Here is a 26229-nt window from a genome sequence, read left to right as displayed (position 1 = left end):
CGAATACAAAGCTTCTGCATCCGGTGTGATACAGAAGCCATCAGCCTGCCGTGCAGGCGGTTTAGGGTGCGTTCCCAGGGAAGAGCCTCATTTCCTTTAAGCGCGTACAGGTAAAATAACCCGTTTTTTCCATATCTCCAGCCTTTTATTCTTGATCCCGGCGTTTGAATACGTATTTCCTTTTTTCCATGTCCCAGCCCCTCCTTGTCACCGGAACCATTGGAATAGACACCATCCTCACTCCCCGCAACCGGGCGGAGGGAGTTCTGGGCGGCTCGGTGTCCTTTGCGGCGGTGGCCGCCCTGCTTTTTGCGGACCGGGTGGACGCCGTCAGCATCATCGGAGAGGATTTCCCCTCCCATTATGAAGAAGCCCTTGTGGCCAAGGGGCTGTGCATGGACGGCGTGGAACGCAAGAAGGGTCCTTCCTTTTCCTGGACCGGGGAATATTTTGACAACATGAACAAGCGCAGGACCGTCTGCGCCAATGATGCCGTGATGCTGGAATGGAACGTGCACGTTCCGGAGTCCTTGCGTAACCATCCCGTCCTGGTGTGCTGCTGCATGGTTCCGGCCCAGCAGCTCAAGTGCATGGAACAGTGCCCGGACGCGGCACTGGTGCTTTCCGATTCCATGGACAAGTGGCTGCGCCGCCAGCCGGAATTGCTGGACGCCGTGATCAGCCGTTCCCATATCACCATGATGAACGAGGACGAGGCGAAGGAGTACGCCCAGGCGTCCACCGTGCTGGAAGCCGGGGAATTCCTGCTTTCCAAGGGCGCAGCATATGCCGTGGTGAAACAGGGGGAATACGGCGCCACGCTTCTGGGGCGGGATTCCGCAGGCAATCTGCAAATTTTCCGCTGTCCCGCCTATCCCCTGAAAACATTGGTGGACCCCACCGGGGCGGGAGATACGTTCCTGGGGGCGCTGGCCGGCTACCTGGCCACCCTGCCCCCCGGCCTTCCATCCTTTGAGGAAGTGAAGAGGGGGATTGTGTACGGCACGGTGGCGGCCTCCTTCACCTGCGAGTCCTTTTCCGCGGACGCCCTCCTTTCCATGACGGAGGAAACCTTCCGCCGGCGCCTTGAAGAGTATGCGGAGATGTGCCGTCTGCCCGGCGTGTCTTGCTGATGCGGCAGACCTGGGAATGAGGGGCTCCTTCCCCTCATGATTCGTCAAATTGCCGGGGTTTGGTTCCGGTCTCCGTAGTGAAGCCAGTTCTGGCTTTTCTGCTTTCCCTGTTGCACGCGCGTAGCAGCCTTTTTCATAAGGGCCGGGAGGCCCTTATTTCCAAGAGAGACCAGGAGAAAAGCGGCCAAGCGGGATGCAGGACATGGAAAACCCCGGCGTGAGGAGCACGGGCCGGGGGTTCCATAAAGACAGGGGCCGGTATCAGCCGGTTCAGATGTCCTGGAGGCCGACTTTGAGTTCGGCTTCCGATACCACCTGGCCGTTCACCAGGCAGCGGCCGAGGGCCTGGCCGATGTTGCCGCGCATCTTGGTCAGCTCCGCCTCAATGATGAGCGTATCGCCGGGAACTACGGGACGGCGGAATTTGATCTTGTCCGCGCTCATGAAGTAGCCGAGCTTGGTGGCGTTGCCGGGCTGGCGCAGCATGACGATGGAGGCGACCTGGGCCATGGCTTCCAGCTGCAGGACGCCCGGCATGACCGGATGGCCCGGGAAGTGGCCCTGGAAGAAGAGTTCGTTCATCGTCAGGTTCTTCAGGCCGCGGCACTTGGTTTCCCCTTCAAAGCCGATGATGCGGTCCACCATCAGGAAGGGATAGCGGTGCGGCAGGAGGCTCATCACTTCATTGATGTCCAGCACGGCGTCTCCGTACGGCACGTTGACGGGATTGGGCGCCATCTGCTGGTTGCGGCGGTGTTCCTTCTTCAGCTTGGCGGTCAGCTCGGTGTTCGGGCCGTGGCCCGGCTTGATGGCGATCACGTGGCCCAGGATGGGCTTGCCGCACAGGCTGAGGTCGCCGATGAGGTCCATGGCCTTGTGGCGGGCGAATTCATTGATGAAGCGCATGGGCTCCTTGCTCATGAGCTCCTCCCCGCGGATGACCACGGCGTTTTCCAGGCTGCCGCCCTTGATGAGGCCCTTTTCCAGCAGGGGCTTGATGTCCTCGTAGAACGTGAAGGTGCGGGCCGGGGCCAGTTCCTTTTCATACGTTTCCGGCGTGATGACCGCGTCAAAGTACTGGGTGATGCGGTTTTCCGGTCCCACGCAGGTGACGGAGACGCGGAATTGCTTGGAGGGAAGAATGGTCAGGATGGAACCGCCCTTGGTTTCAATGGTGACGGCCTCGCGCACTTCCAGATAGCGCCGCGGCACTTCCTGTTCCACAATGCCGGCGCTCTTGATCAGTTCCACGTAGGGAGCGGAGGAACCGTCCCCGATGGGCGGTTCGTTGGCGTCCATTTCAATGACGGCGTTGTCAATGCCCATGCCCGTGAGGGCGGAAAGAATGTGTTCCACGGTGTGTACCTTGACGGAGCCTTCCGCCAGGCTGGTGGCGCGCTCCACGGTCTGCACCTTCTCCACGTCCGCGTTGATGAAGGGCTGGTCCGGAATATCCACCCGGCGGAATTTAATGCCGAAGTCGGCGGGGGCCGGCTTCAGGGTCAGGGTAACGGGCTGTCCCGTATGCAAAGAGGTACCGGCCAGAGAGGCCGGAGAGCCGACAGTTCTTTGGTTTCCACATGCCATGCGGGGAATGCTAGTGAATGAGCTCCCGTTTGGAAAGCACGAAATCACGGATTTTCCTGTAAATTCAGGGAAAGGAGGGCATTCCGGCGTGTCATCCGGAGAGGGAGCGGAGAAAGGGCGCTTGAAAAAACGCCTTTCTCCCGTTAGTCATGTTGCATGCACATCACAGCAGGTCCCGGCATTTCCCGCGCATTCATCCTCGGCGCCGGGCTGGGCACCCGCCTGCGGCCCCTTACCCACGTGCTGCCCAAGCCGCTGATTCCCTTTTTCCATGAGCCTCTCGTGCTGCATTCCATGCGCCGCTGCTACGACTGCGGCATCCGGGAGTTCATCATCAATACCCACCATCTGGCGGAAGCCTGGGACCAGGCGTTCCCGGAACGCTCCTGGAACGGCTGCCCCGTCCATTTCAGCCATGAACCCGTGCTGCTGGATTCCGGAGGCGGGGTGAAGAAGATCGAGCCCCTGGCCTCCGCGGAAGAACCCCTGCTGGTGATCAACGGGGACATGGCAGCCACCTTCGACCTGCGCCGGGTGATGGAGGACCATGTCAGGCACCGCCCCGCCGTGACGCTGGCCCTGCGGACCTCCGGGGACAAGAGGAACGTTGGTTTTGATTTTTCCTCCGGCCAGGTGACGGACATGCGGCACGCCCTGGGGCGCGATCCGGGCGCCTGCCAGTTTACCGGAGCCTATTGCATGGAGCCGGAGGTGTTCGGCCGCATCCCTCCCCGCGAGATCGTTTCCATCATCCCCGTGTTTCTGGATTACATCCGGCAGGGGCGCCTGCGCGGCGTGCTGGCGGACGATGGCCTGTGGATGGACATGGGCACGCCGGAGGCCTATATCCAGGCCCATCTGGACTTTCCCTCCCCTGCTCCGCGCATCCATCCCGGGGCGGAAGTGTCTTCCGGAGCCTCCGTGGACGCTGCCAGCGTAATCGGCCCCCGCGCCGTCGTGGAGGAAGGCTGCCGCCTCAGGGAGTGCGTCGTCTGGCCCGGCGCCCGCGTGCCCGCAGGCACCTGTGCGGAACGGAGGATTTTTCATCTATCCCTTTGACTGTCAATCATGCCTTTTCTGCGTTTTCTCCTTCTCCTTTTATTTTTCTGCGGCTCCGTCCAGGCGGAGCACCGCGTGTTCACCAGAAAAGACGGCTTCCTGTCCATGCGGGACAAGCTGAACGTCTATTTTTTCCAGTCTGACACGCACCGCCTTCTGGTGCGGGATGAGGGGAGCGTCCGGGCGCCCCGGTACGGCTCCCTGGACAAGGCCATGCGCAAGAGCCCCTGTTCGGCAGGCGTCAACGGCGGATTCTTCGGCGCGGATGCGGAGGGAACTCCCCTGGGCCTCGTCGTTCAGGACGGCAAGCGCCTCTCCCCGCTGGCCACGGGCTCCTTCGCCGTGTCCGGAGTAGTGTATGACAACGGAAAGAACGGCTTGTTCCTCATCCGCAGCTCCGCGCTGAAGCGCATGAAAAAACTGCCCGCCATGCAGGCGGCCATTCAGGGGGGGCCTTTCCTGGTGGAGAACGGCACAGCCGTCAAGGGGCTCAACGCCCGGAAATCCACCTACCGCACCTTCATCGCCACGGACGGAGGCAAGCGGTGGTGCATCGGCGTATCCTCCTCCGTCACCCTGAGGGAACTGGCGGAGTGGCTGGCGACCCCCGGCGCACTGGGGAATTTCCGGGTAAAGACGGCCCTGAACCTGGACGGAGGCTCATCCTCCGCCTTCTGGTGCCATGAGTCCGGCATTTCCTATCCCGCGTTCAAGCAGGTCAGGAATTATCTGGGCGTGGCGCCCGCTGCGCGCCGGTAAACGCCGTCCTTTACAGGTGCGCCATCGCGTTTTCCCGCGCCTGCCCTGCGCAGCAGCAAAGCCGCAAACAGCAGGAAGCAGGCCAGAACGGCCCAGTCACCCAGCAGGGCGTACAGGGTCATTTCCGTACAGCCCACGGGCAGCGTGGCGGTCATTACCCCCCTGGTGAACGGGGAACCGGAGGAATCCCTCAAATCCGCGATAACCGCGCCGTTGGGCGCCAGTGCCACGCTGACGCCGGTGTTGGCGGCCCGGACCATGGAGCGGCGCAGTTCAATGCACCGGAACGCCGCGTTGCGCCAATGCTGTTCATTGGCGCAGGAGCGGTTGAACCACCCGTCATTGGTGACGTTCACCATCAGCTGGGGTTCCTGCCGCGCGAAGCGGCGCACCCAGCTTCCCACTACGTCCTCAAAGCAAACCAGCGGAATGACTCCTACCGTGGCGGAGCTCCCCGGGCGCATGGGCACGGGCACGGGGCTGGAGGAGGCGCCCGGCGTGTAGTTCATCCCCATTGCCGTTCCGGCGGAGGCTTCAAAGGCCTTTTCCAGGAACGGGAAAGTTTCCCGCATGGGGATGTATTCGCCGAAGGGGACCAGCATGGCCTTGGCGTGCGGCCTGGCCGTGGAGTAGTCCCCTTCAAAGACGGTGAGGCAGTTGTAGGCCCGCGCCACGCGGCCTTCATCGGACAGGTAAATGTCATCCGTGCCCGTCAGCAGGATGAAATTGCATATCCCGTTCCGGAGGGCCTGGACGTAGTCCTCCTCCACGCTCAGGAAGTTGACGTTGTCCTGGTTCGGAAAGCGTTCCCCCGTGGAATCGCGGTAAAACGTGGAAATGGGGAAGGAACTCTCCGGCCAGATTACCCAGGCCGGCATGTCCAGGGAGGCTTCCGTCCCGTTTTTGGCGGCCTGTTCCAGGGCGCTGTTCTGGAGGTCCAGCATCCCCTGCTCCGTCGTGTCCAGCAGAGCCCGGTAAATGGCGCCCCGGTTGGCTGCGTCCCATTTCTCCTTCTGGCTCAGGTTAAGCTGCACGGTCATGACGGGAACGGTGAATTTGCCGTTCCCCGTGGCTGCGGCGGATTGCGGGGAGTAGCGCGCCGTCCAGAGCACGCCGGTGACGAACATGATTAAGAGAACCGCCACCAGCGTGAAAAAGTCCCACGGAACGGTGCGCCTGCCTTCATGGACCACCATGGTTCCGGCCCGGCGGCAGACGCGCCAGAGCCAGACGGAAAAGACGGCAGGGAGGAAGGCCAGGGCCGTTACCCCCGCATATTCCGCCCACTGGGCCAGCGGATTTCCGTAAAGGGCCACGCCCAGGTTGTTCCAGCCGAAGCCCGGTATGAGCCAGCCCCTCACCCATTCCAGGCACACCCACAGGGCCGCCCCCCCCAGCGCGGCGGAGGCGCTGGGCAGCATGTCCCCCACCGCCCAGGATTTCCACGCCGCCCTGCGTTCCTTCACCGTCTGCCGCGCCCCGGGCAGCGGCCGGGCGTCCGGACGGAAAAACACGCCCATGACCAGCGCCCAGATGCCGGGAAACAGGCCGCCGTAAAATATCATCAGGGGAATATAGCCCAGCGTGCTGACTTCATTGACCCACCAGAAGGAGATGCCGTAAAACACCACGCCGAACATCCAGCCGTACAGGGCATACGCCAGGATTCCCTTTTTTCCCTCCCGGCGGCGGCCGTACCACAGCGCCGTCAGCAACGGCAGAAAACCTATCCAGACACAGCCTCCCCAGTCCACGGGAATGAAGGCGCAGGCCATCAGAACGCCGGAAAACGCAGCCAGCAGCAGGCCCGCCCAGACGGGCAGGAGACGGGGAGTGGGAGGGGAAACGGGATTCATCGTAAAAAGCCTTTTATTCCAGGAACGGGAATGGCGGCATTGTTCCTCATGCTGACTCATTCCTGCAACAAAAAAGATTGCAAAATTTGCTCAAATGCGGAAATAGTGGGCGCAGTTCATACAACCCATATACATAATGGCAGACATCGACGAAAAAACACCTCTAAACGTCCCCGGCAAGTTTTACGTGGACAGCTCCTGCATTGATTGCGACCTTTGCCGCGAAACGGCTCCGGAAAACTTTGGACGGGATGACGACGAAGGCGTCTCCTACGTCAAGAAGCAGCCGGACAACGAAACCGAACAGGAAGCCTGCGTGGAAGCCATGGAAGGCTGCCCCGTGGAAGCTATCGGCGACGACGGCGAATAATATATTCTCCATATTATTTTTTAACCGCCCGGGGCTGTTGACATCCAACACTCCGGGCTTTTATTTTCCACTCATGGCTTCTCCCTGGTCTCCCTACATGCCGGACAGGGACCGTCCGGACCCCAACGCCTCCCCGCCCCGGTATGAATACCTTTCCCGTGACGAACAGGAGGTGAGGCAGGCGCTGGCGGACTGGTTCCAGGTACCTCCCTCCACCAGTGAAACACGGAATCTCCATACGGCGGAGTCCCTGCTGGGAGACATCCTGTCCAAGCTCCCCCTGGATGGAGAAGGCATGGACCCCGAGCTGCTCCGGGAAGGCTGGCTGAAAGCCGCGGGGCCATTCCTGGGCCAGCAATCCAACCTGCTTTCCATCGTCAAGGGAGTTGCCACCATCCAGGTGCTTCAGCCGGCCATGCGCTACCACCTCCAGCAGTGGCAGGGCGCCCTGCTGGGAAAATTGAAGGACCAGTTCGGCAAGGATGCCGTTCATTCCATCCGCATCCGGATAGGGTAATTCCGCGTGAAGCAAGGCTTTCTCTTGCTGCCAATCACCTGATTTTCACCGCACTAACAGGTATTGGAATACGTTTCAGGGATTTGCAATCCGGTAATTCTGCCGCGCCGCTTATGTACATACATATCTGCAAACCGTTTCTTGGAAGCCTCCTTGCCGGAATAGCTCTCATCATCCTCATTCCGCTGCTGCTGACCGTTTCGGTACTTCTTGTACTTTCTACAGGGAAATCCCCGTTTTTTCTTCAAACGCGCGTAGGGTACAGGGGAAGACTGTTCAAGATCATCAAATTCAAAACGATGAACGACCGGAAGGATGAAAACGGGCAGCTCCTGCCCGATGAGCAGAGGCTGTTCCCGCTGGGGCGCTTCCTCCGCAGCTCCTCCCTGGACGAACTTCCCCAGCTCATCAACATCCTGAAGGGTGACATGGCTTTTGTGGGCCCCCGTCCCTGGATCCCCACCCAGATGGCGGGATTCCCGCCCAACTACTGCCGGAAGCGCTGCTCCGTGCGTCCCGGCATCACCGGCATGGCCCAGATCCATGGCCGCAACGGCATCCCCTTCTGCCGCCGCCTTTGCTATGACCTGATCTACGTCCAGAACGTCAATCTGAGAATGGATCTCTCCCTCCTTTTCCAGACGGCCCGCACGGTCGTCATCCGTGAAGGAATCCAGCAGTGCAACGAGGCGTTCCAGAGCAAGCTGGGGCAGACCCTCGTTCATAACGACCTTTCCCTGCCCTCCTCCCCCCCTTCCCAGAAGATCATTCTGAATACCTCCATCCAACCTCTCTCCAACCAATGAACATCAACAACCTAATCAGCAAAGCCGCCCTCTGCTCCGCAGCGCTGGCCGCTTCCTCTCTCCTGCCCTCCTGCGTCAGCCCCAAGGAAGTCCTGTATATCCAGGACGTCTCCGGACAGACCAATGAAAAGATCAAGGGGAATTACCAGACCGTCATCCAGAAGGACGACCAGTTATCCATCACCGTCAGCAGCAAGCAGCCTGAACTGGCCGCTCCGTTTGCCGTCTCCGAAATAGGGTCCAGCAGCCAGGGCACCAGCTCACGGAAGGGTTACCTGGTGGACGCCAACGGCTACATCGTCCTGCCGGTCATCGGAAAGATCAAGGCGGCCGGCAAGACCTGCTCCCGGCTGGGGGATGAAATTGCCGCCACCCTGCGGAACAGGGACTACATCAGCGACGCCTCCGTCAACGTCCAGATCACCAACTTCAAGTTCTCCGTCCTGGGTGAAGTGGCCTCCCCGGGCACCTACAACGTGGACGGCCAGCGCCTGACGATTCTGGAAGCCCTCAGCCGCGCCGGAGACCTGAACATCGACGGCAACCGGGACATCACCCTGATCCGTGAAACCAACGGACGCCGCCAGATCGCCACCGTGGACCTCCGCAGCAAGGACCTCTTCCAGTCCCCCTATTATTACATTCAGCAGAACGACACCATTTACGTGACGCCTGCCGAACGCAAGATCAACACCCGCAGCGATACCGTCCAATACATCGGCTGGACGGCTTCCGGCCTCGGCCTGATTATCGGCATCGTTGCCCTGTGCGCCCTGTAAGCGCACATCCCCCCATTTCCCGCCTTTCCGTCCTCCGGAAAGGCGGAGCCTTCTTTGATTGATTCCTTTTTATGCCAGATACTCCTGCTCCCCCCGCAGCCCCTCCCGCCGAGGAACCGGAATCTTCCCTGTCACTGGATGTCATCACCAGCATCCTTCTGAGACGCTGGTACTGGATTTTGCTCTTCGCCCTTCTCGGAGGCGCCGGAGCCTATTACGTGACCGGCAAGCAGAATTACATTTTTGAAAAAACGGCCAGCGTCATCATGCGGGAATCCAACAAGGATTCCTCCTCCTCGGACCGCATCAAGGTGGAACTGGGCATGGATTCCGGAGCCGCCAACCTGGCCAATGAAAGCTTCATCCTCCGCTCAAGCACAGTGATGCGGAACACGGTGGAGGACCTGACGCTGAACGTCTCCTACTGGAAGCAGCAGGACCTGCGCCAAATAGACCTGTACAAGGACAGCCCCATCACCGTGACGTTTGACGACATCGCGGAGAACCGCTTCTGCACCTTTGACGTTACGCTGGAGCCGGAAAACGCCGTGACGCTGACGTACCATGACGCCGCCGGCAACCCCATCCAGGAGAAAGGGAAGCTCCACGCCCCCATTTCCCTCCCCTTCGCCACCGTCACGGTTTACCCCACCTCCAACATGCCGGAAACCGTTTCCGGGACCACCATCACCGTGCGCCGCATTCCCGTGAACGCCGCTGCGGACCAGCTCCTTGCCAATTTTACGGTCACGCGTCCGGACGCCAAGGAATCCAGCATCCTGCAAATGACGCTGACCTCCACCAATCCGGACAAGGCCGCGGACACGCTGAACAAGCTGATCGCGGTTTACAATGACCACTCCACGGAGGAACGCCGCACGAAGGCGGTGAAGACGAAGGATTTCATCCGGCGGCAGCGCGGCCAGATCGGCGCGGACCTGAAGGAAGTGGACCAGAAAATGGATGATATCAAAATCAAAAACGACATCATCGCAGACACGGAAGCGTCCATCTCCGCAGACTTCAACGCGGCCCAAACCCTGGACAATTCCATCTTTGAGCTCCAGACGCAGATGAAGCTGGCGGACGGCCTGAAGGAAAACCTGGACGCCCTGGGCCACAAAGCGGGTCTCATTTCCCTGGATACCGGCATTGCGGATTCCGGGGTTTCCCGGCAGATTGAAGCCTACAACGCCGCCTACCTGGAATACCAGAAGGTCGCCGGAAGCGCCGGGGGGCAGAACCCCATTGTCGTCACCCTCACGAAGAGGATGGACGCCACCCGCAGCGCGGCGTCCAGGTCCCTGGACAATCTCCGCAACAATCTGGAGCTGAAACTCCAGGAACTCACCAGGAAGAGGCAGGACATCGCCAAGCGGCTGACGGCCACCTCCGGAAAGGCCCGGGAGCTGACCCCCCTGGACCGTGAACACCGGGTGAAGGAGGAACTTTACCTGACGCTTTTAAGCAAGGAGCTGGAAAACGACCTGACGCTGGCCCTGACGGAATCCTCCGCGCGCGTGCTGGAATCCGCCCACGGCACGGATTACCCCATCTCCCCCAACACCAGAAAATCCGTGCTGACCGCGGCGGCGGGGGGCGCCATCGTCTGCATCCTCGGCTTCCTGGGGCTGGCCCTGCTCAACAACAAGATAAAGAACAGGAAGGACCTGAACGCCGTCACGCACCTTCCCGTGGTCGCGGAGCTTCCGGCCATGACCAAGAAGGAGCAGCGGCAGGTGGCCCGCATGTTCACGGATGAACACTCCGTCATTTCTGAGTATTTCCAGATCCTGTGCCACAATGCGGACTCCATGCTCCCCGTCACCCGGAACCAGGGGCACGTCATCCTCCTCACCTCCACCATGCAGGGGGAAGGGAAAACGTTCATCTCCGCCAACCTCGCCATGTCCTTTGCCAACATCGGCAAGCGCGTCCTGGTCATTGACGGGGACCTGCGCAAGGCCTCCCTGTCCAAGCAGCTTGACGGCAAGGGCCGCAAGGGGCTGAGCACCATCCTTCTCCGCAAGGTGGAAGACCCGTTCTCCGTCATCCGCACCCTGCCGGAACATCCCGGAGTGGACATCCTGTACGCCGGGCCCCAGGTTCCCAACCCGGTCACCCTCCTTTCCCTGCCGGAAATGGAGGAGCTCATCCGCCTCTTCAAGGAACGCTATGACGCCGTCATCATTGACTCCCCGCCATACGGCATCCTGGCAGACACGGCCATCCTCGCCAGCCACGCGGATATTTCCCTGTACGTCATCCGCAGCAACAGGATAGACAAGCGGCACATCGCCACCGTCCAGCAGCTTGCGGAATCCGGCCAGCTTCCCAACATGGGCTTCGTCATCAACGCCGTGGATTTCAAATCCAGCAGCTACAGCTATTACGGCTACGGCTACCACTACGGCAACACCTCCAAGAACAACCCCTCCTGATTCCCGGCCTTGTTTTCCTCCCTCTTTCAACCCAGGCTTAAAACCGCTGCGCTCTGTCCGGACGGAATGGATATGCACTGCCATTTGCTGTGGGGCGTGGACGACGGAGCGCACATCCTCCGGGACAGTCTGGAAATCATTTCCCGATTGAAAGAAAAAGGATTCAGGGGAGCCTATTGCACCCCCCACATCAGCAGCCGCTATCCCTCCAACACGCCCGCCCGCCTGAAGGCCCGCTTCCAGCAGCTTCTGGATGCACTGCCGGACCGGGATTTCGACCTGCGCCTGGCGGCGGAATACATGCTGGACCACCATTTTGAACAGGCGCTTGAGGAGGAAGAGCCGCTCAGCCACGACGGCAGCCACCTGCTCGTGGAGCTTCCCCAGTTCCGCCTTCCCAGCGCCTGGAGGGACAGGCTCCAACTGGTCCAGGAGAAAGGCTTCGTTCCCGTCCTGGCCCATCCGGAACGCTACGGGAAGATCATGCCTCCGGAGGAACTGGCTGCCCTGGCCTCACAGGGAATCAGCTTCCAGGGGAACATAGGCTCCCTGTTCGGGCTTTACGGGAAATCCTGCCAGGCGGCCGCCCGGAAATCCCAGAAGGAAAACCTGTACCTGTGGTGGGGAACAGACGCCCACAATGCCAACATGCTCACCAAACTCCGCCTGTAACCCCTTCTCCGCCGGGAAGGGCGGGACGCCCGCTTTTTCCCTGCATCCGCCGCCATGAAAATCACCGTCATCACCGTTTGCCGCAACAGCGCCGCCACTCTCCAGGACACCCTGGAAAGCGTGCTGGCGCAGTCCTGGACCGGCTATGAATACCTGGTCGTGGACGGCGGCAGCACGGACGGCACCCTGGAAATGCTTCAGGACGTTGAAGGGCGCTTCCACGGGCGGCTGAAATGGATTTCCGAACCGGACAACGGCATTTACGACGCCATGAACAAGGGTGTCCGCATGAGTTCCGGAGACGTCGTCGGCTTTCTGAACGCGGACGACTATTACCAGGACAACGGCGTTCTGGAAACCATTGCCGGAGCCTTCGCGCAGCACGGGACGGACGCCGTTCACGGCAACCTGCATTACATCAATGCGGCCCGGAAAGTCGTCCGGACATGGCGCGGAACGGACTACAAGCCCGGCTCCTTCCAGCGCGGATGGTGCCCGGCGCACCCCACGTTCTACTGCAAAAAGGACTGCTTCACCCGCTATGGCGGCTTTGACCCCTCCATCGGCAGCGCGGCGGATTTTGAGCTGATGCTCCGCTTTATTGAAAAGAACCGCATCTCCACAGCCTATATCGACCGCAACATGGTTTTCATGCGCACCGGCGGTTCCAGCACGGCGGGATTGCGGGCCATCCTGCGCAATACGCGCCAGAACAGGCAGGCCTTCAGGAAAAACAGCCTTCCGTGCCCGTGGCACTACGGCGTCACCCGGCTGCTGTCCAAGGCGGGCACCACGGGCAATCCCGTCCGCTACTTTTTCCAAACCCGGTAATATCCCCTTTCACTGTCCCATTTGCCTTCCCGTTCCGCCGCCATGAACCTGCTCTTCTATTTTGACCATCCCATCCTGCCCCATGCGGGCGGAACGGAACGGGCGGCGTATCTTCTGGCGCAGGCCCTGTCACGGCACGGCCACCGGGTTTCCTTCCTGTCCCTCCGGGGCGCGGATTCACTGCCTGCGGAACCGCCTTATTTCCTCCTTCCCCGCACAGGCACGCTCTCCTGCGCGGAAAACAGGGAGTACGTGGAAACCCTGTGCGCCGGGCAGCAGACGGACTGCATCATCAACTGCGGAGCCAACCAGGACGACTCCTTCTTTTTCAGCCATGAGCGCCTTTCCGTCCAGGCGTCCATCGTCTCCTGGATCTCCTTTGACGTCCATACCGGGCTGGATTACTTTTCCGCCCTGCTCCGGAAGGATTTCAGCACCTGGGGCAACACCGTGAAAACGCTGCTGCGCCGGGCGCTCCTGCCGTACAAAAAGCATGTGGCCGTCAGCAACAAGAGGAGGAAATACAGGGACATGTTCCGCGGCTCGGACAAGGTGGTGTTCCTTTCCCCCCGCTACACGGAAGACGCCCTTCAACTGGCGGGCGCACCGGAAAGGGCGCGCCTGTACGCCATCCCCAACCTGCTGACCTATGATCCCGTGCAGCCCGGCATTTCCGGGAAGGAAAAAGCCGTTCTTTACGTGGGGAGGCTGGTGGATTCCCCCAAGAAGGCGGACCGCCTGCTGAAGGTCTGGAAAAGGGTGCAGCCCCTGCATCCGGACTGGCGCCTGTACCTGGTAGGGGACGGCCCGGAACGCGGCAACCTGGAACGGCTGGCGGCACGGCTGAACCTGGAAAACGTCCACTTTGAAGGAGTGCAGGACCCCGCGCCCTACTACCGGAAGGCCCGGATACTCTGCCTCACCTCCACGCACGAAGGCATGCCCATGGTGATTAACGAGGCCCTTTCCTACGGCTGCACCCCCATCGCCTTCAACAGCTTCCACGCTGCTGAAGATATGCTGCCGGACCGGGAGACGGGGCGGCTCATTCCGCCCTTCAGCCTGCGCCTCTTCGCCCGGGAGCTGGATGAGCTGATGAGCGGCCCCTACGTGCCGCCCAGCACCAGGGTATTAACCAATTATCAACCGGAAAAAGTGATTCCCCTCTGGATGGAATGCCTGCAAGAATAACCATGAGCAACATCGTCATCTATCTCCCTTACGAGCCTCTGGGCAAGCAGGGCGGCATGGAGCGCGCCACCCATGGCCTGGCTGAAATGCTGCGGGACGCCGGACACAGGGTTCTGCTGCTCTGCCGTGAGAAAAACAGGCTGGGGGAAACGTACTTTGCGCCCGTACCCCTCGCCTTCCTTCCTTCCGGCCTTTCCCGCAGCGGAGAGAGGGACTACCTGCTGAAACTGCTGCGGGAGGAAAAGACGGACGTGCTTATTGACCAGACGGAGGGGGGCGTCACGGGCCGCTGGGGCATCTTCCGCACGCGCACCCAGATGGAGGAGGCTCCCGTGAAGCTGGTCGCCGTGCAGCACAGCTCCCAATACTCCGCCCTGCGTTATTACCATCTTGTCCACAAGCGCCGGGGCGCCGCCTCCTTCTCCGGAAAATGCAGGGACTTCCTGTTCAACGCACTGGCGCTCCCCGTGAAGCGGCTCCGGGCGCGGCGGCTGCAAAAAAGCCTGTTCCGGGAACTGGCGGCCAATTATGACCGCATCGTCACTCTTTCCCGCGGCGGCATGGAGGAATTCCGGCTGCTGGCTCCCGGCACGCCTGCGGAAAAACTGGCGGCCATTCCCAACCCCGTCCCGCCGATTGAAGCGCCGCCCCTGCCGCAGGAAAAGGAACAACGCGTCCTCTTCGTCGGCAGGCTGGACAACTCCGTCAAGGGCGTGGACAGACTGCTGAGGATATGGGCGCGCGCCGGAAAATCCCTGCCGGACTGGCACCTGGACATTGTGGGAGACGGCCCGGACGCCGCCGCCCTGAAAGAACTGGCGGAACGCCTGCGACTTTCCAACGTTTCCTTTGAAGGCTTCCGGAACCCGGCCCCCTATTACCGGAGGGCCTCCATCTTCTGCATGACCTCCACGTTTGAGGGCTTCGGGCTGGTTCTGCCGGAAGCCATGCAGCACGGCTGCGTTCCCATGGCCTTCAACAGCTACGCCGCCGTGCGCGACCTCGTCATCCCCGGTGAAACCGGCATCCTGGCCCCCCCCTTTGACGAGGAGGAATACGCGCGCCAGCTCCTCCGCCTGATGCAGGACGCCCCCCTCCGCTCCGCCATGGCGCAGGCAGGCCCGCAGCATGCCGCCCTTTTCTCCCCGGCGAACGTCGTGCGGGAATGGAACTCCCTGCTTCAGCACTAACCGTCCACCTTTCAATGAAGATTCTCTTTTGTTTCATGGGCACGCTCAATCCATCCTGCGGCGGGGTGGAGCGCACCATGTGCAATCTGATTCATGAATTGCAGGCCCATGGGCATGAATGCGCCATCGTGAGCTGGTACCGGAACACCCCCTACGAGCCCTTTTCCGGGATTCAGAAAATCCTGCCCACTCCTTCCTCCCGGATAAGGGAGGAGCGGCAGGCGGCTTTCAGGCAGGCCCTGGAGGAACGGCAGCCGGATATCATCATTCATGACGGGGAACTGCTGGGGGCGGGAGCCCTGTTCCCCGGTCCGGCAGGCAGGAAGCGCCTTCTGGAAGCCTTTTCCGGGAAAACTCCCGCCATTGTCGACATGCACCACTCGGACATCCGCGGCCGCCTCCGCGCGCCTTTCCTGAAAAGGATGTATTACAACGTCACGTGGCGCAGGAATTTCTATCTCCGCATCTCGCAGGCGGACGCCTTCGTCGTCCTGTCAGAGTCCTTCAAACAGGACTTTTACGACTTTCTGCCGGGAATCCGGAAGGAAAAAATCACCGCCATCCCCAACATGAATTCCTTTGAGAACGGGAGCATCCCTTCCGGAAAGGCCAGGGAAGTCCTGTTCGTGGGGAGGCTGGACAATCCAGTGAAGGGGGTGGACCGCCTGCTGAAGATATGGAGCATGGTCTGCCGCCGGGAACCCGGCTGGTTCCTGCGCATCGTGGGGGACGGACCGGACCGGGAATACCTGGCCGCGCTGGCGGAGGAATGCGGCTGCACCAACTATTCCTTTGAAGGAGCCACGGACCATCCGGAAGAATACTACCGCAAAGCCGGAATCCTGTGCATGACGTCCACCTTTGAGGGCTTCGGCATGGTCCTGATTGAAGGCATGCAGCACGGCTGTATCCCGATGGCCTTTGAATCCTTTACCGCCGTGCGGGACATCATTGAACCGGACCGGACCGGAATCCTGGTCCCTCCCTTTGACCTGGAGCAGTACGCCGCCCGGCTCCTGGACCTGATGAGGGACGGAGGGAAGAGGGAAGCCATGTCCGCGGCCTGCTTCCGGAGCAGCGGGAAATTCGGCAAATCCCGCATCGCCGGACTGTGGGAAAACCTGCTCTCCAAGCTGGCGGAAAAGCCCAGATGAACCGAACCCTTTCCGTTTACTCATGAATATCTGTTTCATCGCCTGGGAACGTTTCGGCGTGGGGGGAGTCTCCCGCGTCCTGACGCGCATCATGAACGCGCTGTGCCGGGAGCATGAAATCAGCGTGTACTGCCTGCGGCGCCCACCGCTGGAAAACGCGTACGGGCTGGACCTGGAGAACATCCGCTTTTTCCACCATGAAATGAACGTTTACGAGAAAATGAGGCGTTCCGTGATGGACAGGCTCGTCACCCGGACTCCTCTGTTCTCCTCCTCCGCAGGCGCCCGCGCGTACGCTTTCCTGCGGTACACGCATTCCTTTAAAAAGCGCCTCACCAGCCACATCAACCGCCACCAATATGACGCCGTCGTCTTCGGGTCCGGCTTTGAGGACTCCCTGCTGCTCGCCCTGCTCCGGCCGCAGCTTTCCCCCCGCACCAGAATCATCTCCTGGTCCCACGCGGCCTATGAAGACTACTTCGGGTTCAAGGGGCCCCATTTCTCCCGTTACTTCCGCCATGCGCTCAAGCGGTTCTACCACCGCTTCGACCAAATCGTCGTCCTGTCGGACCACGACAGGCGGAACTTTGAAACGCGCCAGCACCTGGCAACGCGGCGCATCTACAACCCGGCCAGCTTCACGGCGGAACGGCATTCCGCGCTGACGTCAAAAACGTTCGTCTTCGCGGGCTCCCTGTCCTCCCACAAGGGGGCGGACCTGGCCCTGGAGGCATTCGGGGAATTCAGCAGGAATAACGGGGAATGGAACCTGCACGTGTATGGAGACGGCCCCCTGCGCCCGTGGATGGAGGAATTCATCCGGGAACACGGCCTGCAATCCCGCGTTCGCCTGCACGGCAGCCACACAGCCATGGAGCGGGAATACCCCAAACACGCCATTCTGCTCTTCCCCTCCCGGTGCGAGGGCTTCGGCCTCGTGCAGATTGAGGCCATGAGCTGCGGCCTCCCCGTCATCGCCGCAGACATCCCCATCTGCCGGGAACTCATACGGGACAGCGGAGCGGGGCGCCTGTTCCCCGCCGGGGACAGCCGCGCCCTGTGCGGAGCCATGCACTCCATGGCCGGGGAAGACCTGGCACTGTACGCGCGGAAGGCGCGCGCGCAGGAACAATTTTTCACGCTGGAACGGATTATCCGCGAATGGAACGGCATGCTCAAGGAGGTGAACCCATGAAAGAGCTTCTTCTGCTGGAACCTGTCCGCAAAAAGGGGAACCACCAGTTCTTCATGGACTGGTTTGCCCGGGCGTGGCAGGCCTGCGGGGGCGGCATCAAGCGCAGGCGCCCCCTTCCCTGGCCCGCGCTGCTGGCCGTGGCCCGGCTGAAGCTGTCCGCCAACCTGCCCCCGCTTTCCTCCCGCCGGAACGCCCTGCTGGTCCCCGGCGCGGGCTATCCGGACTCCTTCGCATGGCCGCATGCCTACACGCATGAAATCATCCCCATGCTGTGGGACGTCTGGCCGCGGTACTGGCCGCGCCTCATCTCCTCCCTGAAGCGCCACCGCGTCCGCACCTTCCTGTGCACCTCCTCCCAGGTCTGCGAACACGTCCGGAAGGAACTGCCCCGTATCCGGACCGTCCACGTTCCGGAAGGCATTGACCCGGCGGGCTACCTGCCCGGAAAGGACCTCCGGGAAAGGCCCGCCGATATTCTGGAGCTCGGCAGGCAGATGCCCTTCTTCCACCGCGCCGCCGTCCGGGCCTGCCGGGAACATCCCGAATGGGTTCATCTGTTCCCCGCCGCGGAGGGTCCCCTCCTGTTCCCGGACTTCCGCTCCCTCTGCGAGGGGCTGGCCTCCGCAAAAATCACCGTCTCCTACCCCCGCTGCGATACGCACCCGGCCATGGCCGGAGAGGTGGAAACCCTGACCCAGCGCTACTGGGAATGCATGCTGTCCCGCACGCTCCCGGCAGGCAGGGCCCCGCAGGAACTGGTCAACCTGCTGGGGTACAATCCCGTCGTGGAAATAAGCGAACGGAACGCCCATGAACAAATCACGAACCTTTTAACGAACATTTCCTCCTATCAGGACCTGGTGGATAAAAACTACCGGGCGGCCTGCGAGCACGCTCCCTGGGAAGCGCGGATAGCCTCCCTGCTCCCGCAGCTGGAACGCCTGGGCTACCGGATAGGAACGCCTTCCCCGTCCGCATGAATTTCCCCTGAACAGCATGGCATCCCTTCTGCAATACATCAAGAAACACGGAACCTGGTCATTCCTGGTAATGGCGGCGATCGCCTCCACCATGACGGGCGCCATCTCCTTTCTTGCCCCCCTGTATCCGGTGATGCTGGCGGTGGCCGCCGCGGTGTGCGTGACGAAAATGAAGAAGACCAGCATGCCCCTGGTCATCATGGCGGCGGCATGCGTCCTCAGCCTGGCGTTCAACCATCCGCCCGCCATTTTCAAGCCCTGGTACCGCCTGGCCTATTTCCTTCTCCTCCTGCTGGCGCTTACCCCGCTGACTTCCTCCCGCCTGTTGAACGCGTTCCGCCTGAACCTGTTCCTCTGGCTCATGCGCTTCTGCGTCTTCATCGGGGCCGGCTCCTTCATCGGCTACTTCCTGGGCATCAACTACATGCGCTACAATACCAGTGAGATGATCAATGTGGCGGGCCTCTTCGGGGGGCTGGTCTGGCAATCCATCACGCTGGGCCTGCTCGCCGGGCTGGGGCTGGTTTATCTGACCGTCCTCCATCTGGAAAACCGGGATTCCGGCAGGAAGGAGACCAAACTCCGCCTGGGCCTGATGGTCGCGTGCCTGGGCTCCATCCTGCTTTCCGCCTCCCGCTCCGCCCTGGTAGCCACCCTGATGGGGGTGGGGTACGTCTTCTTCATGTACTTCAGGCATGCCCCCAAAAAGCTTTTCCGGGTGCTTCTCGCCCTGTTCTTCCTGGGCATTCTGCTGGTGCCCTTTGTCCAGCACTTCGGCGCCAACACGCTTGCCAAGCAGCAGGCCAACCTGAGCATGGGGAGCGCCATGTCCTCCCGCACCCAGTTGTGGGAAGACCGCGCAACGGAGTTCCTTTCCTCCCCCCTGTACGGCGTGGGGTTCGCCTCCCAGAAAATCATTTCATTCAAGCAGTCCCTGGTGACCGGCATCATTGAACCGGGCACGTCCTACGGGGCCGTGTTCGCCATGACGGGCCTGCTGGGGGGAATTCCCTTCCTCTTCATCCTGTTCGGCAACCTGCTCAAACGCCCGTTCCGCGCGCCGGGCTCTCCGCCCGTTTCCCCGGCGCAGGCGGCCCTGGCCCTCTTCGCCGTCCACATGATTGCGGAAGGGTACGTCTTTGCAGCCGGTTCCGGACTTTCCGCCGTCTTCTGGGCCGTCATCGGGGGGGCCCATGCGTACCGCAACCTGCCCAATGGAGGAAAATAACACCATGCAATTCGTCTTCTGGCAAAACATGATCAGCATCCACCAGTCAGCCCTCATCAAGGCGCTGGCCCGGGAGCACGGCGTCCTGCTGGCGGTCCAGACGGACTTTGAAGGGGAGAGGGAATCCAGCGGCTGGACGGTGCCGGACATGGGGAACGCCCGCATCCTCATCTCCCCGGACGCCCGGACGGTGGAGGAAACCCTGCGCGCCCATCCCGCGGCCGTCCACGTCTTTTCCGGCATCAGCACCTACCCGATGGTTTACGCGGCGTTCAAGCAGGCCGTCCGCCGCGGCCTGAAAACCATGGTGTACGCGGAACCCTACCGCCACCAGGGCTGGCGCGGCTTGCTCAGGAGCGTCAAGTACCGCTTTCTCCGCCTGCGGTACGGGAAAAAAATCGCGGCCCTGCTGGCGACGGGGCGGCTGGGCGTGGAATGCTACCGCCGCGCCGGATTCCCGGCGGACTCCGTCTTTGAATGGGGCTATTTCACGGAATCAGCCGCATCCGCGGCTGGCGCGGAAACTCCCGCCATGGCTCCCCCCTCTCCCGGGGAAAAACCCGATCTCCTGTTCGTGGGCCAGCTCATCCCCCGGAAGAACCTCCTGCCCTTCCTCCGCGCGGCCCGGCAATGCCGCGGCGCCTTCCGCCGCTGCCTCGTGGTGGGGGACGGCCCGCTGCGGGAACAGGCCGCCCTGGAAACGGAGGACTGCGGGCAGATTTCCCTGCTCGGCACGCTGGGAAATGAAGAAACGCGCCGCCTGATGCGGCAGTGCGACCTGCTCGTCCTCCCCAGCCTGTTTGACGGGTGGGGCGCCGTGGTGAATGAGGCGCTCCAGTCCGGCATGAGGGTGCTGTGCTCCACGGCGTGCGGAGCCGCCAGCCTGCTTGACGGCCGCCAGCGCGGCGGCTCCTTTGACCCGGACCGTCCGGAAAGCCTGCGCCGCGCCCTGCGGGAATGGCTGGACAAGGGCCGCCTCTCCCCCGCGGAACGGAAGGCCATCGCCGCGTGGGCGGAACAAACCATCAGCGGAGCCGCGGCGGCCCGCTATCTGGTCCATATTGTTCATTATACGGAAGGCCGGGAAGAAAACCGCCCCGCAGCTCCCTGGGCTCCCCTCAAGGAAACGGCATCATGAAGATCCTGCACACCATCGCCTCCATGGCCTCCCAGTCCGGGGGAACCACGGCCTGCACCCGCGAACTGGTGCAGGCCCTGAACGACCTCGGCTGCGCTACGGACATCCTCACCGTGGAAGACAGGGCCGGGAGTCCCGCGGAAGAGGAAAGCTCCTTCATCCGCGCCGTCCCCAACGACCTCTGCACCCCTCTGGGCATTTCCATGAATCTGCGCCGCCGGCTCGGAGCCTGGCGGGACTACGACCTTTACCACACCAACGGCCTGTGGCTGGACGTCAACCACGCTACCTGCGCGCAAGCCCGGAAAACGCGCAAGCCCTGCGTGGCCTCCCCCCACGGCATGCTTTACCCGCAGGCGCTGGCCATCAAGCCGTGGAGGAAAAAGCTCATGCTGGCGCTGGGCCACCGCCGGGACCTGGCGCAGGCGGACTGCCTTCACGCCACCTGCCGGGAGGAAGCGCGGCACCTGCGCGAACTGGGCTTTGCCAACCCCGTGGCGGTCATCCCCAATCCGGTGGCCGTGCCTTCATGGATTGGCCAGATCCGGCGGAGCGCGGGAGAGCGTTTCCGCGCCGGGTTCCTGGGCCGTTTCCACCCCATTAAAAATCTGGAAAGCCTCATCCGGGCCTGGGGCAGCCTCAACCTCCGGGACGCGGAGCTCCTTCTCATCGGGGACGGCCCGGAGGACTACGCAGCGCAGTTGAAACGGCTGGCGGCGGAAGTGGGCGGCCCCGGCATCCGCTTTACGGGCTTCGCCGCGGGGAGGGAGAAATACGAACTGCTCGCCTCGCTCAACGTCCTCTGCGCTCCCAGCCATCAGGAAAACTTCGGCATGAGCATTGCGGAAGGTCTGCTGGCGGGAACGCCCGTCATCGCCAGTAAAGGAACGCCGTGGGAGGAGCTGGATACCCGCCGATGCGGCTGGTGGCGCGACAACAGCCCCGCCGCCCTGGCCGCCGCGCTGGAAGAAGCCTTCAACCTCACGCCGGAGGAAAGCCGCGCCATGGGGGACCGCGGGCGCAGCCTCATCATGGAAACCTACGCCTCGCCCCAGGTGGCCGCCAGCATGAAACGCCTGTACCGTTACCTGCTGGGGCAGGAACCCAAACCGGAATTCGTCGACCTTTCATGAACCTCCTCTTTCTGCTTGGGAAATTCCCCTCCATAGGCGGCGTGGAAACCGTCACCGCCATTCTGGCGAACGAATTCTCCGCACGGGGCCATGAGGTGCATGTGGTCTCCTTTGAACAAGTGACGGAGACGCCCTCCCCCGCGCTGGACAGCCGCGTCACCCTGCACCGGCTGGGCTATCCTGTCTCCAGCCAGGCCAATCTCGCCGCCCTCCGGGACCTCCTCTCCTCCCGCCGCATTGACATCGTCATCAACCAGTGGTGCCTGCCCTTCCACGTCACCCGGCTGTGCCGGAAGGCCATGCGGGGCCTCTCCTGCCGCCTGCTGGCCGTGCACCACAACGCCTCGGACTGCAACGCGCGGCTGGAAGGCCTCAGAATGCGCATGGCCCGGGCGGGGAATCCGGTAAACAGGGCCTTCCTGCGCCTCCTGCTGAAAGGCTGCGCCATGGCTACCGGGGCCAGCCTGCGCTACGTTTATGCCCATAGCGACCGTTACATCCTCCTTTCCGACAGCTTCCACCGGGCCTTCCGGAACATCACCGGACTGAAGAATACCGGGAAACTCCTGACGATTCCCAACCCCGTCACCGTGGAAAACCGGGAATTCCGCTATGATCCGGCCTTCAAGAAGAAGGAGCTTCTTTTTGTGGGGCGGCTGGAACCCAACCAGAAGAGAGTCTCCCGCGTGCTGGAAACGTGGGCCCTGCTGGAACCCCGCTTCCCGGACTGGACCCTCCGCCTGGTGGGGGACGGCCCGGAAAAGGAGGCCCTTCAGGCATTCTGCGCGGAGCGCCGCCTGGAACGCGTCTCCTTTGAGGGCTTCCGGAACCCGGCCCCGTATTACGAACAGGCCTCCCTGCTCCTTCTGGCCTCGGAATACGAGGGACTGCCGCTCGCCGTGGTGGAGGGCATGTCCTTCGGCGCCGTGCCTCTTCTCTACGGGAGCTTCTCTTCCGCGTATGACCTGGTGGACCACGGGCAGAACGGCTGCATCCTGCCGGCGTCCGGCGGGTTCCAGGCGCGGCAGATGGCTGACATGGCCGCCGGGCTGATGCAGTCCCCCGCCGCCCTGCACGCCATGGCGCGGGAAGCCGCCGCCAAAAGCCGGAAATTCACGCGGGAACACGTCGTCCGCCAGTGGGAGGAAGTCTTCCGCAATAATACGCCCACCCCCTAGCAGAACTTCATTCAGCCACCTCATGGAACAGACACGGAAAAACACGGACACAGCGTTCACCATCAGCGGCAGGCTCCTGGCTTCCTGCGCCGTGGCCTATATGGCTCTGCCCACCATCCTCTTCCTGCTGGGCTGGGTCAGGCCCCTGTTCTCCGTTCCGGCGGCCATGGCCGTGGCGGCGGCTTCCGTCCTGCTGTGCGTGAAGCTCCCGGTCCCCACGCTTCACTTCACCAGGCGGCAGCTGGCCGTTTACCTCTGCGCCCTTCTTCTCTCCCTCCTGTGGCTGCTGGCGGGAGGAATAACGGGGGTGGCCCTCCAGCACGCGGACTTCGTGGTCCGCAACCCCATTTACGAAACACTCATCCGGTGCGACTGGCCGCTGGCGGAAGCGGACGGCAGGCACTTCATCTACTACCTCGCCTTCTGGCTGCCTCCGGCCCTGATATGCAAATGCTTCTCCTGGTCGGACGTCTTCATCGTCAACTATGTCCTGACCGCCTGGATTGAACTGGGCCTGGCGCTGGCGCTCACGGTCCTCTGGGGCAAATTCCGCATGGCCACCCTGCTCTTCCTGGTCCTGCTCATCTTCCAGGGCCCGCTGGACGGCGTGGTCAGATGGAGCGTTCATTTATTCAACCCGCAGGGGCAGACGGCCCATGAACTCTACCTGACGGTGCTGGCCTTCTTCGGCGGCGTGGCCCCCACCATGCAGCTCCATTACACCTTCCACCACACCACGCTGCTGTGGCTGTTCCTCGCCATGGCGGTTGCCTGGGACATACCGCCCCGGCACCAGCTCTTCCTGGCCTCCCTGTGCCTGCTGGCCTCCCCCATCGGTTCGCTGGGCCTGCTGGTCTTCATTGCCGTCCGCGCGCTGGTCCGCCACACCCCCGCCAGGCAGTACTTCTCCTCCTGGACGGTGCTGGCGGGCGGCGCGCTCGTCCTGCTGGCCGGAATCTACTTCACGAGCAGCAACGGGAACAACCGCATCCGCCTGACCTGGGAGGACTCCCCCTTTGACCTGCTCCGGCACGGCGGCTGGAAATTCTGGGGCGCGCTGGCCGGGTCCTGGCTGCTGACGGTTGGAGCTCCGGCGGTCCTCCTGTTCCGCCGGTTTAAAAAAGACGACCTCTTCTGGACCGCGCTGGCCGTTCTGACCCTCACCTACTTCATTTACATAGGTTCCGTGGGCGGCTACAATGAGTTCTGCTACAAGGCCTCAAGCGTCAGCTTCTTCTGCCTGGCCCTCCTTTTCACCCGCATCTTTGCGGAGCCGGTGGGCACCCGCCCGTGGCGCGCATGGTGCGTCTGCTATCTGGCGCTGGCGGCCCTGCCCAGCCTCTCCGTCTTCGCCAAGGCCGCGCCCACGCTCGCCTTCACGGAATCCGCGCGGCTTGCCAACATGCAGCGTCTGTGGGAGGGCCACCTCCACCACCCGGAGCATCCCTGGAACGCCCCGCTATGGGGCAGCGGAGAGGGAGCCGCCTTCCGGGCCGCCTATTTCCAGAAAGCAGGGGAATCCGCGGACGGCCCCCTGCGCCCCTTCTCCACCGGAATGAGAACAGACGCGGAACCTTCCGCCGCCCCGGCCTCCCGGCCCTGAACGCCTTTCACCATTCAAACGACATCCTCCCGCCATGAACCTGTCCCGTTACCAGGAACACTACTCCCTCAGCCACCGCCTCAAACGGTACGGCTGGTACGTCATCAACCGGACCCTCTTCCGGATGATGGCCACCAACGCCATGAAGGTGCCCCGGAATCTGCTGCTGCGCCTGTTCGGGGCAAAAATACCGCTCGTCTCCCTCGTGTACCCCAGCAGCAGGATATGGGCGCCGTGGAACCTCTCCATGGGGGAATATGCCTGCATCGGCCCGGATACGGAAATCTACAACAAGGCCCCCATCTCCATCGGCAGCCACGCCGTCATCTCCCAGGGAACCTTCCTCTGCACGGCCTCCCATGACATTTCAGACCCCGGCCACGCCCTCGTCACCGCCCCCATCACCGTGGAAGACCGGGCCTGGGTGGCGGCGCAGGCCTTCGTGGGCATGGGGGTGACAATAGGCACGGGAGCCGTGGTGGGAGCCCGCAGCGCCGTCTTCAGGGACGTGGCCCCCTGGACGGTAGTGGGAGGGAACCCGGCCAAGTTCATCAAACAACGCACGCTCCGCTGAACCATGCTCGACCTTTCCGTCATCATCCTTGCCAAGAATGAGGAACTTCACATCCGCCGCTGCCTGGAGAACATCCTCCCGGCGGCCAAAGAAGTTTTCGTCATCGACTGCTTTTCCACGGACAACACCGCCGCCATCTGCCGGGAATACCCCCGCGTGCAGGTCATCCAGCACGAATGGCCCGGCCTCTACGCTCCGCAATTCAACTGGGCGCTGGACCACTGCCCCATCACCACCGCCTGGGTTCTGCGCCTGGACGCGGACGAGTGGTTCATGCCGGAAGCCCTGGAGGAGCTGAAGGAAAAATTGCCCGCCCTTCCCCCGGACGTCACCGGAGTCATCCACAAGCGCAGGCACATCTTCCTGGGCCGGTGGATGAAGCACGGCGTTTACCCCGTCAAGCTGCTGCGCCTGTTCCGTTACGGAGCGGCCAGATGCGAACAGCGCCATATGGACGAGCACATGGAGCTCAGCCGCGGGCGCGCCGTGGAATTCGAGCACGACTTCGTGGACGAGAACCTGAACGGACTGGGCTGGTGGGCGCACAAGCACGTGGACTACTCCGCCCGGGAGCTGGCTGACCTGGAAGACATTCTTTCCTCCGCTGCGGCGGACTCCGGCATCAACGGGCAGGCGGAAAGGAAGCGCGCCATGAAGGAACGCTACGCCCGGCAGCCTCTCTTCTGGCGCTCCTTCGCCTACTTCTGCTACCGCTACTTCCTCAAGCTGGGTTTTCTGGACGGACGGGAAGGATTTTTGTGGCATTTCATGCAGGGTTGGTGGTACAGGACCCTCGTGGACGCCCGGCAATTTGAGAAACAGAAAAAAGGCTCCGGCAAGACGGCGCGCTAACCC

At 62.3% G+C, this 26229-nt stretch carries 24 protein-coding genes and 1 riboswitch; of the genes, 22 read left to right on the top strand and 2 right to left on the bottom strand.

What is annotated here, in order from left to right; all coding sequences use genetic code 11:
- Nucleotides 1-24: 24 nt before the first annotated feature.
- Nucleotides 25-104, bottom strand: a riboswitch (Fluoride riboswitch).
- Between the two features lie 84 nt (nt 105-188).
- Nucleotides 189-1133, top strand: a complete 945-nt coding sequence (locus P8A25_RS05415) for a PfkB family carbohydrate kinase (protein WP_215443397.1) — start codon at nt 189-191, stop codon at nt 1131-1133.
- 270 nt (nt 1134-1403) lie between these two features.
- Here P8A25_RS05415 and P8A25_RS05410 read toward each other — a convergent pair whose 3' ends face one another.
- The gene (locus P8A25_RS05410) at nt 1404-2720 is read right to left on the bottom strand and encodes a bifunctional UDP-3-O-[3-hydroxymyristoyl] N-acetylglucosamine deacetylase/3-hydroxyacyl-ACP dehydratase (RefSeq protein WP_404838790.1); all 1317 of its coding nucleotides are present in this window, start codon (nt 2718-2720) and stop codon (nt 1404-1406) included.
- A 156-nt stretch (nt 2721-2876) separates the two neighbouring features.
- Between P8A25_RS05410 and P8A25_RS05405 the strand changes: the two genes are divergently transcribed.
- Nucleotides 2877-3779 (top strand): nucleotidyltransferase family protein, encoded by a 903-nt coding sequence (locus tag P8A25_RS05405; RefSeq protein WP_022398287.1) that lies wholly within the window; start codon nt 2877-2879, stop codon nt 3777-3779.
- Between the two features lie 9 nt (nt 3780-3788).
- Nucleotides 3789-4538 carry a phosphodiester glycosidase family protein gene (locus P8A25_RS05400; protein WP_022398286.1) on the top strand — a complete coding sequence of 250 codons (750 nt, stop codon included), beginning with the start codon at nt 3789-3791 and terminating at the stop codon, nt 4536-4538.
- Here P8A25_RS05400 and lnt read toward each other — a convergent pair.
- Nucleotides 4505-6454 (bottom strand): apolipoprotein N-acyltransferase, encoded by a 1950-nt coding sequence (gene lnt, locus P8A25_RS05395; RefSeq protein WP_215443399.1) that lies wholly within the window; start codon nt 6452-6454, stop codon nt 4505-4507. The genes P8A25_RS05400 and lnt overlap by 34 nt on opposite strands.
- A gap of 76 nt (nt 6455-6530) precedes the next feature.
- On the opposite strand from lnt, the gene P8A25_RS05390 reads away from it, so the two are divergent.
- The 19 genes from P8A25_RS05390 (at nt 6531) to P8A25_RS05300 (ending at nt 26226) form a co-directional block, all read left to right on the top strand.
- Nucleotides 6531-6764: a ferredoxin gene (locus tag P8A25_RS05390; protein WP_022398284.1), complete on the top strand. Its 234-nt coding sequence runs from the start codon at nt 6531-6533 to the stop codon at nt 6762-6764.
- 73 nt (nt 6765-6837) lie between these two features.
- Nucleotides 6838-7281 (top strand): DciA family protein, encoded by a 444-nt coding sequence (locus P8A25_RS05385; protein WP_102722070.1) that lies wholly within the window; start codon nt 6838-6840, stop codon nt 7279-7281.
- Nucleotides 7282-7394: 113 nt separating this feature from the next.
- Nucleotides 7395-8087, top strand: coding sequence for a sugar transferase (locus tag P8A25_RS05380; RefSeq protein ID WP_022397301.1), 693 nt, complete (start codon nt 7395-7397; stop codon nt 8085-8087).
- Complete coding sequence (locus P8A25_RS05375) at nt 8084-8866, top strand: polysaccharide biosynthesis/export family protein (protein ID WP_022397302.1); 783 nt, start codon at nt 8084-8086, stop codon at nt 8864-8866. The genes P8A25_RS05380 and P8A25_RS05375 overlap by 4 nt, the downstream gene beginning before the upstream one ends.
- A 71-nt stretch (nt 8867-8937) precedes the next feature.
- On the top strand, nt 8938-11307 hold the full coding sequence (locus P8A25_RS05370) for a tyrosine-protein kinase (protein ID WP_022397303.1): 2370 nt from the start codon (nt 8938-8940) through the stop codon (nt 11305-11307).
- Between the two features lie 72 nt (nt 11308-11379).
- Entirely contained in the window at nt 11380-11979 is a 600-nt protein-coding gene (locus tag P8A25_RS05365) for a tyrosine-protein phosphatase (protein ID WP_404838789.1), read from the top strand.
- 54 nt (nt 11980-12033) lie between these two features.
- Nucleotides 12034-12810, top strand: a complete 777-nt coding sequence (locus P8A25_RS05360) for a glycosyltransferase family 2 protein (RefSeq protein WP_215443572.1) — start codon at nt 12034-12036, stop codon at nt 12808-12810.
- Between the two features lie 42 nt (nt 12811-12852).
- Nucleotides 12853-14001: a glycosyltransferase gene (locus P8A25_RS05355; protein WP_022397306.1), complete on the top strand. Its 1149-nt coding sequence runs from the start codon at nt 12853-12855 to the stop codon at nt 13999-14001.
- Complete coding sequence (locus P8A25_RS05350) at nt 13986-15191, top strand: glycosyltransferase (protein ID WP_215458373.1); 1206 nt, start codon at nt 13986-13988, stop codon at nt 15189-15191. The genes P8A25_RS05355 and P8A25_RS05350 overlap by 16 nt, the downstream gene beginning before the upstream one ends.
- Before the next feature lie 14 nt (nt 15192-15205).
- On the top strand, nt 15206-16345 hold the full coding sequence (locus P8A25_RS05345) for a glycosyltransferase (RefSeq protein ID WP_215443575.1): 1140 nt from the start codon (nt 15206-15208) through the stop codon (nt 16343-16345).
- Nucleotides 16346-16367: 22 nt separating this feature from the next.
- Nucleotides 16368-17540 carry a glycosyltransferase gene (locus P8A25_RS05340; RefSeq protein ID WP_102731327.1) on the top strand — a complete coding sequence of 391 codons (1173 nt, stop codon included), beginning with the start codon at nt 16368-16370 and terminating at the stop codon, nt 17538-17540.
- Nucleotides 17537-18520, top strand: coding sequence for a hypothetical protein (locus P8A25_RS05335; protein ID WP_022397310.1), 984 nt, complete (start codon nt 17537-17539; stop codon nt 18518-18520). Before P8A25_RS05340 ends, P8A25_RS05335 begins: the two co-directional genes overlap by 4 nt.
- A 16-nt stretch (nt 18521-18536) precedes the next feature.
- Nucleotides 18537-19748, top strand: coding sequence for an O-antigen ligase family protein (locus tag P8A25_RS05330; protein WP_102731329.1), 1212 nt, complete (start codon nt 18537-18539; stop codon nt 19746-19748).
- Nucleotides 19735-20886 carry a glycosyltransferase family 4 protein gene (locus tag P8A25_RS05325; RefSeq protein WP_215443577.1) on the top strand — a complete coding sequence of 384 codons (1152 nt, stop codon included), beginning with the start codon at nt 19735-19737 and terminating at the stop codon, nt 20884-20886. Before P8A25_RS05330 ends, P8A25_RS05325 begins: the two co-directional genes overlap by 14 nt.
- Nucleotides 20883-22019: a glycosyltransferase gene (locus P8A25_RS05320; protein WP_102722467.1), complete on the top strand. Its 1137-nt coding sequence runs from the start codon at nt 20883-20885 to the stop codon at nt 22017-22019. Before P8A25_RS05325 ends, P8A25_RS05320 begins: the two co-directional genes overlap by 4 nt.
- Entirely contained in the window at nt 22016-23197 is a 1182-nt protein-coding gene (locus tag P8A25_RS05315) for a glycosyltransferase (RefSeq protein WP_404838788.1), read from the top strand. Before P8A25_RS05320 ends, P8A25_RS05315 begins: the two co-directional genes overlap by 4 nt.
- Before the next feature lie 22 nt (nt 23198-23219).
- The gene (locus P8A25_RS05310; protein WP_102727131.1) at nt 23220-24800 is read left to right on the top strand and encodes a hypothetical protein; all 1581 of its coding nucleotides are present in this window, start codon (nt 23220-23222) and stop codon (nt 24798-24800) included.
- A gap of 34 nt (nt 24801-24834) precedes the next feature.
- A complete protein-coding gene (locus P8A25_RS05305) occupies nt 24835-25374 on the top strand; it encodes a transferase hexapeptide repeat containing protein (RefSeq protein WP_022397317.1) in 540 nt (179 codons plus the stop codon).
- 3 nt (nt 25375-25377) lie between these two features.
- Nucleotides 25378-26226 carry a glycosyltransferase family 2 protein gene (locus tag P8A25_RS05300; protein ID WP_215443579.1) on the top strand — a complete coding sequence of 283 codons (849 nt, stop codon included), beginning with the start codon at nt 25378-25380 and terminating at the stop codon, nt 26224-26226.
- Nucleotides 26227-26229: the final 3 nt, after the last annotated feature.

Source organism: Akkermansia sp. BCRC 18949 (assembly GCF_045011645.1).
Lineage (GTDB): Bacteria > Verrucomicrobiota > Verrucomicrobiia > Verrucomicrobiales > Akkermansiaceae > Akkermansia > Akkermansia massiliensis.
The sequence above is the reverse complement of the archived record's forward strand: the minus strand, read 5'-3'. Positions and strand labels throughout refer to the sequence as shown.